Source organism: Chitinophaga sp. RCC_12, assembly GCF_041360695.1.
Lineage (GTDB): Bacteria > Bacteroidota > Bacteroidia > Chitinophagales > Chitinophagaceae > Chitinophaga.
In genome coordinates, this window is sequence record NZ_JBFUPS010000007.1 from 79,337 (window position 1) to 93,452 (window position 14,116).

The window sequence follows — 14,116 nt, forward strand, 5'->3', positions numbered from 1 at the left end:
TGCCTGTTAACTGATGCGCTATACCTTTGTTATGCTGGCTCCCATTGCCAGCTGTTTGTTCGCCCTGTCCACCTTTGCCCAGGACGGAAGTAAAATGAAATTTGGAAAAGTTTCCAAAGAAGAATTTGCTATTAATAGATCTGAGAAAGATACCGGCGCCCACGCCATTATCCTGTCTGAGATAGGCTCCTCCATTTTTGAGTCGGATGGAAACGACCTTCGCCTGGTGTACAAAGTACACCGGCGCATTAAGATCGTTGATCAAAACGGCTATGATGAGGCCACCGTTCACGTACCGATATATAAATCAGAAACGTCGGAAGAGAAATTACTGAACCTGAAAGCGGCTGCCTACAACCTCGAAAACGGGGAAGTGGTGGAAACCAGGATGGAAAGCAAAAACGTATTCAACGACAAACAGGATAAATCCCTGCTGATAAAGAAATTCACCCTGCCCGCAGTAAAGGAGGGTACTATCATTGAATACACCTTTTCTATCGCCTCTCCTTTTTACAGGCATTTACGCGCCTGGGATTTCCAGGGGCAATATCCTTGTCTGTGGAGCGAATACAGCGTAGCCATCCCGGAATATTTCGACTATATGCTTATCCCACAAGGATATGAGCCATATGTGGTAAAAACGAAAACCTATTCCCGTTCCACCTTTACCTTCCGGAATGAGTCGCAGGGAGCTAGCGGGCCTTCCCACCTGGTAACGGTAACGCCTTCTATCACCACCTATAAATGGGCGCTGAAAGACGTACCGCCGATTTACGACGAGAGCTATATCACTACTACCGATAACTATGTTAACAGGGTAGAGTTCCAGTTATCTGCCTATAACTGGCCGGGAGAGCCGCGTAAGCCGGTGCAAAGCACCTGGGAGGAGCTGATGAAAGACCTGATGAAGGAAGAAGAACTGGGCAAAGTGCTGACCACAAACAATGGTTTTCTTTCCGATAAAGTGGAAGAACTGGTGAAAGATGCTAAAACCGACAAGGAGAAAGTACAGAAAATTTATACCTGGGTTCGCGATAATTTTACCTGCACAGATCACAGCGCGCTGTGGATGGACAAGTCACTCAAAACCGTTTTTAATTCAAAGAACGGCAATGTATCCGACATCAACATGTTGCTGGTGGCGATGCTGAAGAAAGCAAACCTTTTTGCTACCCCACTGCTGCTGAGTACCCGTAGCAATGGGTATGTATACCAGTTCTATCCTTTATATACCCACTTTAACTACGTGATTGCCGGTGTGAACCTGGGAGAAGAATACCTGAAACTGGATGCCTCAAAACCTTTGCTGGGCTTCGGAAAGCTCCCGGCAGAATGCTACAATGGCGCCGCCCGTTCGTTGGATGACTTTGCCACCCCCGTGATCCTGGGAGCGGATTCCCTGAAAGAACAGCGGTTTACCAGTGTAATTCTGGGGAAGATAGAAAACGGCATGGTGTCAGGCACTTTTATGCAACGGCCCACCTACTTTGAGTCTTATAAAATACGGACGGCTGTAAAAGATGAAGACCCCGAAGAATTTTTTAAACGGATAGCAAAATCCTATACCGGTGAAATAGAACTGGAGAATAAGGCGGTAGAGGATCTGAAAGAACTGGAGTCACCTGTGATGGTAAAGTACGATTTTAAAATGCAGGTAGGCGACGGCGATGTACTATACATCAACCCGTTGTTGTCGGAAGCCCATAAAAGCAATCCTTTTAAAGCGATGGAGCGTAAGTTCCCCGTAGAAATGAACAGCGTGTCTGATGAAGTATATTCCTTTAATATGGAAGTGCCCGAAGGATATGTAGTAGATGAAATGCCGAAATCTGCCGCAGCGAATTATAATGGAGATGAAGGTCTGTTTCAATACCTTATCCAGCAAACAGAAAACCACATACAGCTGCGCTGCCGGGTAAAATTAAACAAAGCCAACTTTGGGCCGGAAGAATACCCGACCCTGCGCGATTTTTATGACCTGGTGGTAAAGAAAGAAGCAGAACAAATTGTGTTAAAAAAGAAAAAGTAAATTATGCGCAAGCAATTGTCAATAGCCATCCTGTTTTTCCTGTTTACCGTGTCGCAGGCAGTGCTGGCAGGAGATCCATTTTATCCGGTGAGCGCTATTCCTGATTCATTAAGGGCCAATGCGCACCTGGTAAAAAGGTTAGATGAGGCTACGTTGAAAATAAACGATCTTACAGATGCCCGTTATATTTCTCATTACGTGGTTACTGTGCTGGATGAGGCAGGGGCTGAACATATGAAAATGGGGATGTATTATAATAAGCTGTCAGAGATCCGCTCTATTAGTGGCGCCTTATATGATGCTGAAGGCAAGCAGTTGAAACGTTTGAAACAAAGCGATATCCGCGATATAAGTGCGGTAGGGGATGGCAGCCTGATGTCTGATACCCGTGCGAAGCTTCACCAGTTCTACTATAACGTATACCCCTATACGGTGGAATATACCATTGAGCTGCGCCTCAATACAATATACGGGATACCTGGTTTGCAGGCGCAGCCGAGTATTTACACGGCTGTTGAAAAAAGCAGGCTGACGGTTATTTACCCGGAGAACTATGAATTGCGTTACCGCAGTTATCTCTATGAGGGTAAACCAGTCGTCGCCACGGAGAAAGGCAACAAAACAATCACATGGGAAGTCAACCACTTGCCTGCCAGGAAATATGAAATTTACCCGGTTGAGTTGTACCAGCGGACTCCGTGCGTTTTTCTGGCTCCAACGGATTTTGAGTTGGGGAGCTATAAGGGTAAAATGACCACCTGGAAAGATTTCGGAAACTTTGCATACCAGCTTAATGCAGGCCGGGATGTGTTGCCCGACAATATCAAAGCCAAAGTACATGAACTGGTTGATGGTATCAGCAGCCGCCAGGAAAAGATCAGGGTACTGTATAAATTTCTTCAGAAAAATAACCGTTATATCAGTATTCAGTTAGGCATAGGCGGATGGCAAACCTTTGATGCGGCATCTGTGGCTGCTAATGGCTATGGCGATTGTAAGGCCTTATCTAATTATATGATGGCGTTACTGAAAGAAGCGGGAATTAAATCAAATTGTGTACTGGTAAAAGCAGGAGACGATGAGCATACCCTGCGCGAAGATTTCCCGTCTTCCCAGTTTAATCACGAGATACTCTGTGTACCCGGTGAGAAAGATACTACCTGGCTGGAATGTACCAGTAACACGATCCCCGCCGGCTACCTCGGTTCCTTTACCGACAACCGGCCGGTACTCCTGGTAGATGCAACCGACAGCAAATTAATACGTACCCCCGCTTATGGAATGGATTGCAATGAACAGATCCGCCATGTGGATGCCGTTATTGATGCTACAGGTAACATCGATATTAAAGCAACAACCGTTTACAGTGGTCTTCAGCAGGATGATTTACGTGACATGTTGCATTCACTGAGCCCGGAAAAACAACTGGAGGAACTGCGTAAAGGATTGGATCTTTCCAGTTATGATATCAATAATTATCACTGTACAGAGCTGGAAACACCTATTCCTTCCATTGAAGAGAAATTAGGCATCAAAGGAAATAACTATGCAACGGTAACGGGTAAACGAATGTTCCTGGTTCCCAATATCCTCACACGCGATGGGGTGAAGCTGGAACCTGACACCACCCGCAAATCGGATATCCAGTTTGATTTTGCTTACCGGGATGTGGATAGCGTGACGATCACTTTACCAGCGGGATATAAACCGGAATCGCTCCCAGCGCCGGTATCTGTAACCGCTAAATTCGGCAGTTATAATGCGGCGGTTTCTATCAAAGGGAATACGCTGAACTATATACGAAAAGTAGAAAGAAAGGCGGGGATTTTCCCGGCGGCAGACTACCCCGAGCTGGTGAAGTTCTATGCCACTATGCTAAAATCAGACAGAAGCCGGCTGGTGCTGGTAAAAGAATAAAAAAAGGGAAGGCCGTCCAGCCTTCCCTTTTTTGTTTTGATGAATTTATTTTTCGCGTACACTTACAGAAATGTGCCGGTCTCTTTTCTTTTCTTCTTCAGAAGCATCAGCAGCCGCCTTTGCAAACTGTGAACCATAGCCTTCTGCACCAAGTAACTGTGCCGGATTGGTGTTACTTTTCTTTAATGCCGCAACTACAGACTCCGCGCGTTCTTTAGACAGCCGCAGGTTACTGGTGCTGTCGCCCGTGCGATCAGTATAACCACCAATCTTTATTTTAGCTTTAGGGAACGCTTTCATAATAGCGGCAATATTGCCTACCTGTTTCATACTTTCTTCCGTTAGTTCAGCCTTGCCGGTTTTGAAGTTGAGGTTATCGAAGTCAAACCATACATCTTTGCCAGCTGGACGGCTGTTGTCCTTCAGGAACACCACCAGCTGATCTTCTATACCCCCTTTATAGGCATCCAATACAACGCCATCGGGAAGGGTAACCTTAATGCTTTCACGGGTAACCACCGGGCCGCCTTCTGTAACAGCCATGGTAGCCGAATCTGCAATCTGGCTGGTGGTAACGCTATCCGTAACAGGAACGCCGTCGTGTTTATTGGCGCCGCAACCGCGCATCAGGTACCACAACAGGATGATGGCAATGAGGATGAGCAACAGGGACCATATCCAGCGGCTGCTGCCGGGTTTTGCATCCGGTTTGATATTTACAGCGCCGCCGGTAGTGGTAGCAGTGTCCATATGCAGCAGGCTGCCGAGTTTTTTACCAAGGTCGCCGATATTGGCCAGGCCAAGTACGCCGGCAATGTTCAGTCCTCCGGGTATAGCGCCCAGTATTTTATCTTTTTGTGAGTCCAGCAGGGAAAGAAAGGAATTGGGAGATAGATTGTTTTGGGCGGCGTATTGTCCTACTGTACCAAGCGTAGCAGGGGTAGCGGATTGCAACAGAGTACTGGCAGACGATTCCTTGATACCGGCATAGGAAGATAACATACCGATAATGGAATTCACCTTGTCGCCGAACAGGCTGCGTAACAAATCGGCGCCTTTACTGAGCAAGCCCCCGGCACCACTTTGCAACGCACCTGTAATGGCGGAAGGGTTGGCGTCGCCCGCTGCCCCCTTCACGAGGTCGAGCAAACCGCCGGCGCTTCCGGAGGACCCCGCCTTATTAAGAAGGCCGGTTAATACAACCGGTATGATACCGCTGATGGCTTTCTGAATGCCGCCTTCACTTTCTCCAAGTTGTGAGGAGGCCTGACTAACGACATTGCTGTTGAAAATACTTTTAGCGCTTTCCAGTAAATCGAAAGACATAATTGTAGGGTTTAGTGATGAAGAATGTGGTGACCAGTTTTTTAGGCTGAATCATCCGGCCGTAAGCAGGAATGTACAGTTTGTGTTTCAAGGACTTTTATAACAACGGAGGCCGCCGTGTTGTTTGATTACTTTAATAATAAACAACCGGATATAAGTTCTAACATCTAAATGAGCATTCACAAGATGTTGATTTCTAGTAAGATATGTGCGTTTCCGGTAGTTCGGGCGAGGGTGTAATGAACAAGGTAGCAGCTGGCTAAAGGACGGGAATAAAGGAAAGGATGTTCCTTTGAGCGCTCAAAGGAACATCCCCATATCAATTGACAGTAACCCGCTGTTGATTTCTGAATACTACCAGCGGTACTTTTTTATCTGTATAGAAAGTGCTTGCTTTTAGCAGGTCATCCACGTTATTCACGCTTCGTTCTCCCACCTGTAAAATCACATCGCCTGTTTTTACGGCATATTTAAAACTTCCGGGTACGGCCACCAGGAACACGCCTTTATTATCAGGTAACCCCGCAGCCGAGCGTTCTCCCAGGGTTTCTATGTTCTTCACCTGCGCACCCAGCCAGTTGCTGATCGTGGATGAAGCTTCAGTGGCTGCTTTCAGTACCGGCAGCGGTGCTTTTTTAGCCAACGCTTTTAAGTTAGCCGATACCACGCCAAACTGGTTCATCGGGAAATTTTTGAACCCGGCTTTCAACGCCGGTGATCCTGGTTTTACCCGGTAGTCGCCTGTTGCAGGAGACACAAACAAGGGGTCACCTGTCTGTGAATGTTTATCCGTAGGAGTATTGATGGCCGCTGCATCCGGGAACACGTTAAAGTCGATGATATCTCCCCAATACCTGATGCCAATCGGTTTATAACTGCTACCTACAATATTATAGCGGAAAATATCGTGGCTGTTTTCAAACCACACATGCGGATGAAAAGAATTGTTGAGGATCACATTATTTTCCACGGTACGGAAAAATCCTTCCCTCAGTTTAAGCCCGCCGTTTAAGCAAACATTATTATAGATGTGATAATTGGAAGAGCCATCGTCCAGGTCAATATCCCAGCCGTGATCACAGCGGAAGCGGTTGTTGCGGAGTATATTTGTTTTTACGGCATCCTGTTTCACCAGCCAGGGATGCAATGCAGCCATGCTGTCCATCACCTGCCGGTCGGGATACCACCAGCGGTCACGACCCCAGGAATTGAACGCCCCGTGGTCACCGGTTTCCAGCACAGTATTGAATACATCGTTGTATTCGATGAGGTGCCCACCCCAGGTACCTTCACTAACGTTAATGCCTGCACGCGGCACATCGTAAATGGTATTATGTGAAACGGTGATGTCCATCGCCATAGAGATCTGAACGCCGGCGCTTTGTTTTTCTATGCGGCCGGTACGGTAAATAAGATTATCGTATGCCAGGCAGGAATCGGGATAGTTGGGGCTTTGCGGACCTGCAGCTGTATCCATGCCGGCAAATACGGGGGATTGCTGGTATTCAAACAAGGGCGCTCTTACGGCACCGGGGTTGCCCGTAAAACAGATACCGCTGCCACCGGCATCATGAATGTTACAATGACTGATATCAGCATGGCGGTTGTAGTTGCTGACAAATACAGCATTACCCCCGTTATAATCAAATTCACAGCCGGTGATAACGCAGTTTTCCGTGCCGTCTAACAACACCGCTCCACCCCTGTATATGGCCCAGTCGCTTCGTAGCAGCGGTTCCCGTGTATCCATAAACGTGGCATTGGTATGCGCAAAACGTATATTCTTAAACGTGATACCCTTAACAGGATGCGCTGCATCTCCTTTCAGAACGACGATTTCAGAAAACCAGGAAACAACTACGTCAGCTGTTTTTAGGTTAATATCCGCTGCCGGTTTATAGTAAAGTGTTTTAGTGGTTTTATCGTAGAACCATTCTTTTTCTGCGTCCAGTTCTTCAAAAATATTTTCTACAAAGCGATGTTGTTCATGCATACCCATCTGGCGATTGTTCTGGTAGCCGCCTTCCAGGTGGAGCGTACCATCTGTGTTCACACCGGTGATGCGGTAATGATAACCACCCCATTCTGAGCGGTGGAGGGCGTGTACGTAGCCGCCTTCGGGATGTTGCCAGGTCTTTATCCTGGCAGGACTCAACGCATCTGCAGCGGTACCGTTATAATGTTTTGCGCTGCTGTCGTAGTTGGGATAACGTGCCCGGATCTGTTGTTTATTGTTAATGTAAAGGTGGCTGAACTCAAAAGGAATGTCCACGGAGGCTTTGTATATGCCATTCTTCCAGGGTGTCCACTGCAACTGCAACGGCTTTCCCCCGCTGAGGGTTACTGTGCCCGGCTTTCCGGCCGGCCGGAACGTAATGTTACCATTATAATAGCCCGCGGTTATCAGCAGGGTGCTGTCCAGGAAATAGGTACCGGGCTGGAATTGTATTTCAATACTTCTTCCGGGTTGCTGCTGCTGGTAAGTATGCGCCAGCCCCATTGCAGTCTTTAAACTCATAGGCGGTTTGCCATCCTTTGCAGAGGGATGGACAGATACCAGCAGTGGTATAGCCGGCTTCTTTTGCGCCAGCAGCACAGGGGAGAGCAGGAATAACGGTACTGCACATACGATACAGGCAAATATATTTTTCATAACATCTGAGGTAAACCATAAATATACCCGGAATAAACGGGCGGTTGTAATGAAAAATTAGCAGTTACTAGGCTAATTTTCTGCTAAAAATGCAGTAATCCTTTCCCTTATATGTCATAATTTCCGGAGTTGCAACATTGGATCATGGTTTGTTGTTACCAGAAGACGTTTGATAACATCAAAAAAGGAGAAAAAACAACAGATATGAACTTGAATAATTTCACTATAAAATCGCAGGAAATACTGCAACAGGCCCAGCAACTGGCCTTTAATAATCAGAATCAGTCGATTGAAACCGGGCACCTGCTCAAAGCTTTATTAAATGATGAAGATAGCCCGATTGAATACTTATTGAAGAAGAATGATGTAAACACCTCATTTGTAAACAATAAGCTAAATGAGCAGATCAATAAATACCCGCGCATAGTAGGAGGAGAAGGCGGTCAGTCGCTCAGCCGTGACGCCAATAACGTGATCCTCCGTGCAGGAGCGGCCATCAAAGAATTTAAAGATGAATTTGTAAGCGTGGAGCACCTGCTCCTGGGCATCCTTGGCGGTAACGACGATACGGCCAAATTACTGAAAGATGCCGGTCTTACTGAAAAAGGCCTCAAAGCCGCCATCCGGGAACTCCGTAAAGGAGATACCGTTAATTCCCAAAGCGGCGGAACCCAGTATAACACGCTTCAGAAATACGCCAAGAACCTGAATGAAATGGCCCGGGAAGGAAAGCTCGACCCGGTGATCGGCCGTGATGAGGAAATCCGCAGAACCCTGCATATCCTCTCCCGCAGGTCTAAAAACAACCCCATCCTGGTAGGTGAACCCGGTGTAGGTAAAACGGCTATCGTGGAAGGATTGGGCCACCGGATCATTAACGGCGACGTACCCGAAAACCTGAAATCAAAGATCATCTATGCCCTCGACATGGGCGCTTTGATGGCAGGCGCCAAATACCGTGGTGAGTTTGAAGAAAGATTGAAAGGCGTGGTAAAGGAAGTAGCCGAAAGTAACGGGGAAATCATCCTCTTTATAGATGAAATCCACACGCTGATAGGCGCTGGCGCTATGGAAGGCGCAATGGATGCGGCCAATATCCTGAAACCTGCCCTGGCAAGAGGGGAACTCCGGGCCATTGGTGCCACCACCCTGAACGAATACCAGAAATATTTTGAGAAAGATAAAGCCCTGGAACGCCGCTTCCAGAAGGTGTTGGTAGATGAGCCTTCCGTGGAAGATGCCATCTCCATTTTGCGTGGACTGAAAGAGAAATATGAAAGTCACCACCACGTACTCATCAAAGATGAAGCAATTATTGCTGCGGTAGAATTATCGCAGCGCTATATAACAGACCGCTTTTTACCGGACAAGGCTATTGACCTGATCGATGAAAGTGCGGCTAAACTGAGGCTGGAGATGAACTCCATGCCGGAAGAACTGGATGAACTGGAAAGAAGGATCCGTCAGCTGGAAATTGAAAGAGAAGCAATTAAAAGAGAAAACGACGAAGATAAGTTACGTGAGCTGGGTGAAGAGATAGCACGGCTGGGAGAAGAAAGGAATACGTTCAAAGCAAAATGGCAGGCAGAGAAGGAAGTGGTTGACCAGATCCAGAGTGCCAAATCAGCGATTGAAAACCTGCGGCTGGAAGCAGAACAGGCAGAGCGTAACGGCGATTTCGGCCGGGTGGCAGAAATCCGCTATGGTAAAATAAAGGAACAGGAAAAACTGGTAACAGATCTCACAGAAGAACTGAATAAAATATCTGCTAATCATAAACGTCTTCTTAAAGAAGAAGTAGACGCGGAAGATATCGCGGAAAACGTGGCAAAGGCAACGGGTATCCCGGTATCAAAAATGATGCAGAGTGAAAAGGATAAATTACTGCACCTGGAGGAAGAACTGCACCAGCGTGTAGTAGGACAGGACGAAGCTATCATCGCGGTGTCTGATGCTATCCGCCGCAGCCGAGCAGGATTGCAGGATCCGCGCAGACCTATCGGTTCATTCATCTTCCTTGGTACTACCGGTGTTGGTAAAACAGAGCTGGCCAAAGCATTGGCGGAGTACCTGTTTGACGATGAAAACATGATGACCCGGATAGACATGAGTGAATACCAGGAAAAACACTCCGTAAGCCGCCTGGTAGGAGCGCCTCCGGGATATGTGGGATATGATGAAGGTGGCCAGCTGACAGAAGCGGTACGCCGTAAACCATACTCCGTGATACTGCTCGATGAAATTGAGAAAGCACACCCGGATACCTTTAACATTTTGTTACAGGTATTGGACGATGGCCGGTTAACGGATAACAAGGGCCGCGTGGTGAATTTCAAGAATACGATCATCATCATGACCAGTAACATGGGTAGCCATATTATCCAGGAAAATTTTGAAAATATTGATGATACCAACCGCGAAGAAATAGTAGATAAAACGAAAGATGAAGTGATGACATTGCTGAAACAAACCATTCGTCCGGAGTTCCTGAACAGGGTAGATGAGGTGATTATGTTCCAGCCGTTACTGAGAAGTGAAATTAAGGGAATAATTAACATTCAGTTACAGCAACTGAAGGATATGGTAGCAAAGAATGGCATGATATTGGACTTTTCAGACTATGCGCTTGAGTATCTTTCTGTACAGGGTTACGACCCGCAGTTTGGAGCAAGACCGCTGAAACGCCTCATCCAGAAGGAAATCATTAACCTGTTAAGTAAGAAGATACTGGCAGGAGATATTGATAAATCCAAACCAGTGTTGATTGACGTGTTTGATGGCGTAGTAGTAATCAGAAACAAGTAATTCTAAATACGACGATACATAGTTAACGATAAGCCCCGCGATTCTTCGCGGGGCTTTTTTATGTGTGGTCAGCTTTCGTTAAATTTGAGTAAATCAAAAAGTAACTGTATGCCGGGAGAAAGAGAAAGAAGATTTATGCAGCATGCCATTGCCTTGTCGCGTAAAGGAATGGATAATGGTGACGGCGGTCCTTTTGGTGCGATAGTGGTGCGGGGAGATGAGATTGTAGGAGAGGGCTGGAACCAGGTGCTGGCAAACACAGACCCTACTGCCCATGCAGAAGTGGTAGCGATCCGCGAAGCATGTAAGAAGCTGGGTACTTTCCAGTTGCACGACTGCGAAATATATACTTCCTGTGAACCCTGCCCGATGTGCCTGGGCGCTATTTACTGGGCGAGGCCACAACGTGTTTACTACGCCAATACAAAGGAAGATGCGGCTGCCATTGATTTTGATGATTCATTTATTTACCGGGAAATAGAGAAGGATCATGCGGATAAAAAAATTCCGCTGATTGCTTTGCCTGATCAGGAGGCGTTGAATGTTTTCCGGAGATGGAAAGAAAAGGGGGATAAGAAGTTGTATTAGCAGCTAAATGCGGCGGAGGGAAAAATACTTCCCCCCGCTAATGTTTTACAGAGAAATGGTATGCCCAGAACAATGCAAGCAGTAAGAAAAGGATGCAGAGAATAATAACGGCCAGGGATATATAATTTTCTGATTTTCTCCTGGTCCTGTAGCGTTTGTGTATTTTTTTAAGAAGACTCCATCTCATCTGGATAATCCATCCGGGAATCTTCTCCTTATCTTTTATAGCCGCCAGCCCTTCCAATGCATCGCTGCAAAGCTCACAGTCAGACAGGTGCATTTCTACTTCATGTTGTTCTTCCGCAGACAGCTTGCCCTGAACATAGTCAAGCAGCTGCTGTTGCGTAGGACAGCTTGTAGTTACAAAGATATCGTTGAAATGCTCGTTCATATCACTATTGATGCAAATTAACTTTTGTTTGCGCGTTGTTGTTTTTCCAATAAAAGTTTCAGGTTCCTCTTTCCATTCTGAATATAGCTTTTAACCTGAAGGAGGCTATACCCGGTTTGATCAGCAATTTCCTGATAGGATTTCTTTTGCAGGTAAAACAATTCAACACAGATTTTTTGTTCATGGTTTAGCTGGCTCATAGCCTGCCCCATATTTTCCAGCAAGATATCCTTTTCCTGGTACACCTGCTTATCTTCGGGATCAGCGGCAATACCACCCATATGTTTGTCGGAGATTTCTTCCTTGTATTTCATATGCTTCTGCCGCAGTTGCATCAGGCAGTAGTTTTTGGTTACCTGGTAGATCCAGGCCCGGAAATACTGGATTTCATGCCTGTTGATGTCGGATAACATCTTGAGAAAGATTTGCTGCACGGCATCGCGTGCATCTTCTTCGTTCTTCAGGTATTTCATGCACATACCCAGTAAAAGCAGGGCGTAGCGGTCAAACAGCACACCTATCCAATCACTGTTATTATCAGCTTTGAACCGTTGCAGTAGCTCCTGGTCTGTTAGTTGTTGTATATCTGGATTATTCACAGGCTAATAAATGGAATGCTGCATCTAAGATGCAGCATTTGCAAAAATCCATAATTATTTTGATATTTTATTTTTTACATACCATCCAACGCCTGTTGGGCAGCGGCTTTCATGGAACCATCCATCCTGATCACTTCTTTAAACATGCGGCGGGCCTTGCCAGCCTGTCCTTTACTACGATAACAGATAGCAAGTTGGTAGCGGGCCATTTCCACGTATTTGCCTGAGCTCACAGATTCTATCCTTTTGTACCTGTTGATGGCTTCATTAAGGTTTCCCTGTTGCTGGTATACCATGGCTGCTTTGTACAGGTATTCATCGCTGTTAACAGCCGTGGAAGGTGTTTCTCTTTTAGGAGGGTCTGGTGGTGGCGCCTGTTCTTTCTGTTTTTCTTTGGGTGCCGCAGGTTTTTGTTCCGGTCTTTGTTCCGGTTTCTTTTCTTCTGCTTTGGCGGTTACTTTATCGGCGGCTTCCTTTTTAAGGGAGTCTGCCTGTTTTTGCAATAGTGTATGTTTTTTGATGCTGTCTGCCGCGGCTTTCTTTTGCGCCGCTTTTAAAGCGGCTGCTTTTTTCAGCGCGGCGGAGTCGGGGTGAACCGGGGCAGTTGCTGGTTTTGCTGATGTTTGAATGGCAGGCGTAGTAGCAGGGGCCGGCGTTGTTGTTCCGGGATTGTTTTCCGCGGCGGTTACCAATGGAACGCCGGTAGCCACCTCTTCACGCACAGAGTCTTTCTGCGGTAGTGATGACGCCATGATACGCACTGGTGGCTGATTACGCATATGTCCGCGTAATACATACACGCTGCCCACACCAAGGCCGATGAAGGCAATGATCCAGAAATAGGCCAGCATGTGTTCCTTATTCTTTTCCTTACGGGTGTATTGCGCTACTTTTTGTACGTGCGAAACAGGCTGTATGCTGTTTTGTACATAGCGTTGCAGCTTATTGGTGAGGTCCTGGTATCTTTCGGTATTCTCTTCCTGCTCCAGTGCGGTTAATGCATCATAGCAGAGATCGCAGTCGGTGAGGTGTTGTTCTACCAGGTGCCGTTCCACATCGGTCAGCCTGCCTTCCATATAACGGGGCAGCTGGTCCCTGCTGAGGCACCGGATGGCAGAAAAGATCTTCAGTACTTTCTCATTATTCGGTTTGTTAACTAGCATATCCCTGATTCATAAATAACTTGGCAAGTTTCGCTTTGGCGGCTTTGAGTTGCGATCTTAACTTCTCCCTGGGAAGTCCGGTAGCAGCTGTAAGGTCGGCAAAGGATTTATTTTCAAGATAGAATTGCGTGATCAGTGCATTGTCATCTGCACTCAGCCGTTGGAGCGCCTGTTCCAGCCGCACGATGAGGTCCTGTCTGTCTATGATATTGGTAGCGGCTTTGTCTACCGTATTTTCGATATGCAGCAGGTCTCTTCCGTCGCGGGATGGATAGAAGGGGGTGTTCTTTTCAGGCTTCCCGAGGTATCCTTTTTGTATATGCAGGATCCATTCGTTGGCTTTATAGATGGTTTGTGTTTTAAGACTGGCATTTAATCTTTGCAGAAGGGCCGGGAAAACAATGTTGGGGTCGAGATTCGGTTGGCTACTCAAATGAGGAATGGTAACAGCCACCAGTAAATGACTGTACCTGTCTATCAATACGCTTTCCGCCTCCCGGTCAAGCTGTTTCCTGGCGCGGGATATTAACTCCTTGTCCGATAAATTGGTTAACTGTTGTTGCATAAACTTATTACTTTATATTTACGTACAAAAGCGGAAAAAGTTCATTTAGCGCATAAGATTATTGAATAGTAAAAGGGATT

10 protein-coding genes are annotated in these 14,116 nt (G+C 46.6%); 4 read left to right on the plus strand and 6 right to left on the minus strand.

The genetic code is table 11. The features are described 5' to 3' along the window. Positions 1-13 precede the first annotated feature (13 nt). Both AB6805_RS20505 and AB6805_RS20510 read left to right on the plus strand, forming a co-directional pair. Positions 14-2,029: a transglutaminase domain-containing protein gene (locus AB6805_RS20505; RefSeq protein ID WP_370911306.1), complete on the plus strand. Its 2,016-nt coding sequence runs from the start codon at positions 14-16 to the stop codon at positions 2,027-2,029. Positions 2,030-2,032: 3 nt separating this feature from the next. After that, a complete protein-coding gene (locus AB6805_RS20510; RefSeq protein ID WP_370911307.1) occupies positions 2,033-3,946 on the plus strand; it encodes a DUF3857 domain-containing protein in 1,914 nt (637 codons plus the stop codon). A gap of 45 nt (positions 3,947-3,991) precedes the next feature. Here AB6805_RS20510 and AB6805_RS20515 read toward each other — a convergent pair whose 3' ends face one another. Further along, positions 3,992-5,272 (minus strand): DUF937 domain-containing protein, encoded by a 1,281-nt coding sequence (locus tag AB6805_RS20515; RefSeq protein WP_370911308.1) that lies wholly within the window; start codon positions 5,270-5,272, stop codon positions 3,992-3,994. A 319-nt stretch (positions 5,273-5,591) separates the two neighbouring features. Beyond that, positions 5,592-7,925 (minus strand): right-handed parallel beta-helix repeat-containing protein, encoded by a 2,334-nt coding sequence (locus AB6805_RS20520; protein WP_370911309.1) that lies wholly within the window; start codon positions 7,923-7,925, stop codon positions 5,592-5,594. A gap of 204 nt (positions 7,926-8,129) precedes the next feature. Here AB6805_RS20520 and clpB point away from each other — a divergent pair, with 204 nt between their 5' ends. Further along, positions 8,130-10,730, plus strand: a complete 2,601-nt coding sequence (gene clpB / locus AB6805_RS20525) for an ATP-dependent chaperone ClpB (protein ID WP_370911310.1) — start codon at positions 8,130-8,132, stop codon at positions 10,728-10,730. 108 nt (positions 10,731-10,838) lie between these two features. After that, positions 10,839-11,318, plus strand: coding sequence for a nucleoside deaminase (locus tag AB6805_RS20530; RefSeq protein WP_370911311.1), 480 nt, complete (start codon positions 10,839-10,841; stop codon positions 11,316-11,318). Between the two features lie 37 nt (positions 11,319-11,355). Here the strand turns inward: AB6805_RS20530 and AB6805_RS20535 are convergent, their stop codons facing one another. From AB6805_RS20535 to AB6805_RS20550, 4 genes are all read right to left on the minus strand, one after another. Then, positions 11,356-11,709, minus strand: a complete 354-nt coding sequence (locus AB6805_RS20535; RefSeq protein ID WP_370911312.1) for an anti-sigma factor — start codon at positions 11,707-11,709, stop codon at positions 11,356-11,358. A gap of 17 nt (positions 11,710-11,726) precedes the next feature. After that, positions 11,727-12,308 carry an RNA polymerase sigma factor gene (locus AB6805_RS20540; RefSeq protein WP_370911313.1) on the minus strand — a complete coding sequence of 194 codons (582 nt, stop codon included), beginning with the start codon at positions 12,306-12,308 and terminating at the stop codon, positions 11,727-11,729. A gap of 74 nt (positions 12,309-12,382) precedes the next feature. Beyond that, positions 12,383-13,471 carry a tetratricopeptide repeat protein gene (locus AB6805_RS20545; RefSeq protein ID WP_370911314.1) on the minus strand — a complete coding sequence of 363 codons (1,089 nt, stop codon included), beginning with the start codon at positions 13,469-13,471 and terminating at the stop codon, positions 12,383-12,385. Then, positions 13,461-14,036 carry a hypothetical protein gene (locus AB6805_RS20550; RefSeq protein ID WP_370911315.1) on the minus strand — a complete coding sequence of 192 codons (576 nt, stop codon included), beginning with the start codon at positions 14,034-14,036 and terminating at the stop codon, positions 13,461-13,463. Before AB6805_RS20550 ends, AB6805_RS20545 begins: the two co-directional genes overlap by 11 nt. Between the last annotated feature and the right edge of the window lie 80 nt (positions 14,037-14,116).

Excerpts from the sequence above, each read along its gene's own strand:
- AB6805_RS20535 (WP_370911312.1), bottom strand. The coding sequence starts at position 11,709 with ATGAACGAGCATTTCAACGATATCTTTGTAACTACAAGCTGTCCTACG.
- AB6805_RS20545 (WP_370911314.1), bottom strand. The coding sequence starts at position 13,471 with ATGCTAGTTAACAAACCGAATAATGAGAAAGTACTGAAGATCTTTTCT.
- AB6805_RS20550 (WP_370911315.1), bottom strand. The coding sequence starts at position 14,036 with ATGCAACAACAGTTAACCAATTTATCGGACAAGGAGTTAATATCCCGC.
- AB6805_RS20510 (WP_370911307.1), top strand. The coding sequence starts at position 2,033 with ATGCGCAAGCAATTGTCAATAGCCATCCTGTTTTTCCTGTTTACCGTG.
- AB6805_RS20530 (WP_370911311.1), top strand. The coding sequence starts at position 10,839 with ATGCCGGGAGAAAGAGAAAGAAGATTTATGCAGCATGCCATTGCCTTG.
- AB6805_RS20515 (WP_370911308.1), bottom strand. The coding sequence starts at position 5,272 with ATGTCTTTCGATTTACTGGAAAGCGCTAAAAGTATTTTCAACAGCAAT.
- clpB (WP_370911310.1), top strand. The coding sequence starts at position 8,130 with ATGAACTTGAATAATTTCACTATAAAATCGCAGGAAATACTGCAACAG.
- AB6805_RS20505 (WP_370911306.1), top strand. The coding sequence starts at position 14 with ATGCGCTATACCTTTGTTATGCTGGCTCCCATTGCCAGCTGTTTGTTC.
- AB6805_RS20520 (WP_370911309.1), bottom strand. The coding sequence starts at position 7,925 with ATGAAAAATATATTTGCCTGTATCGTATGTGCAGTACCGTTATTCCTG.